Below are 1,251 nucleotides of genomic sequence, written 5' to 3'. Positions count from 1 at the left end.
TGAAGTGGTCAACTTTTTCCGGACACCTCAATCGGTGATTGTCAGACCGCTTGCCGCTCGTACTGATTGGGCGTCATGTTGCCCAACGTCGAGTGCAATCGCCCCTCGTTATAGAACCGCCCGATGTAATCAGTGATGTCCTTTATTGCTTCGCCGTGGTTGGCGTAATCCTTTCTCCAGGTGCGCTCCATCTTTAGGTTCAGGAAGAAGCGCTCCATCACTGCATTGTCCCAGCAATTACCTTTTCGGCTCATGCTGCAACGCATCCCGTTGCGAGTCAGCAGCGATTGATAGGCAGCTCCCGCGTACTGGCTGCCTCTGTCCGAGTGGGCAATCAGGCCCGGTTCAGGCTGCCTTTGAGCAATGGCCAGTTGCATTGCGCTGGTCACCAGTTCGGCGCGCATATGGGTTGCCATGGCCCAGCCGACGATTTTGCGTGAAAACAGGTCCATAACCGCAGCCAGATAGACCCAACCGCTTCGTGTGCGTATGTAGGTGATGTCTGCGACCCATGACTGATTGATTGCCTTGGGGTTGAACTGGCGATTGAGCAAGTTTTCAGCAACCGGCAAGTTGTGGTTACTGTCGGTTGTGTGGATAAACTTGCGCTTCCAGATCGGGCGCAGACCCTGTTGTTTCATGAGGCGACGAACCTTGAAACGACCGATGGAAACACCTTCATCACGCAGCGCGCCCAGCACGCGGCGGCTACCGTAGCAGTGTTCTTTGGACTCGAATGTCGCCTTGACCATGGCCGCTGCAGCGCAGATGGGCTTGGGTTTCTGGCAACGTTGGCGAGCTTCATAGAACCCGGAACGACTGATCCGCAAAACCCGGCAGATATGAGCCACCGGGTAGGCCTTGCGATGTAATTGGTGAACCAGTTGATGGATCACTTCAATTCGCGGGCAAAGAAGGCCGTAGCTTTTTTTAGGATGTCGTTGTCCATTTTTAGCTGCCGAATCTGCTGCTCCAACTGACGAATTCGCTGCTGCTCACTGGTCAATGGATTACCAATACCCGGCCCGCCCAACAGCTCGGCCTTGTATTGCTCAACCCAACGACGCACTGCCGTATCACTCAGATTCATGTCAAGACAGACCGAGTTCACGCTCTGGCCCTGGTCGACGATGAGCTTGCAGACATCAAGCTTGAAGGCTGCATCGAATTTTCTGTATTTCTTGGTCATGATCGTTCCTCAATGGGTACAGTTTCCCCCATTGAGGTGTCCGGGGTCATTAGGCCAGCTCA

At 54.1% G+C, this 1,251-nt stretch carries 1 protein-coding gene; it reads right to left on the bottom strand.

The genetic code is table 11. The features are described from left to right. Positions 1-41 precede the first annotated feature (41 nt). Positions 42-1,189, bottom strand: a protein-coding gene (locus tag ACYASU_RS20360; RefSeq protein ID WP_463583856.1) for an IS3 family transposase whose coding sequence is annotated in 2 segments (ribosomal slippage) — positions 42-934 and positions 934-1,189 — 1,149 coding nt in all. Because the reading frame shifts where the segments join, the coding sequence is not laid out codon by codon here. Between the last annotated feature and the right edge of the window lie 62 nt (positions 1,190-1,251).

Source organism: Pseudomonas sp. HP_12, from assembly GCF_055283955.1.
The sequence above is the reverse complement of the archived record's forward strand: the minus strand, read 5'-3'. Positions and strand labels throughout refer to the sequence as shown.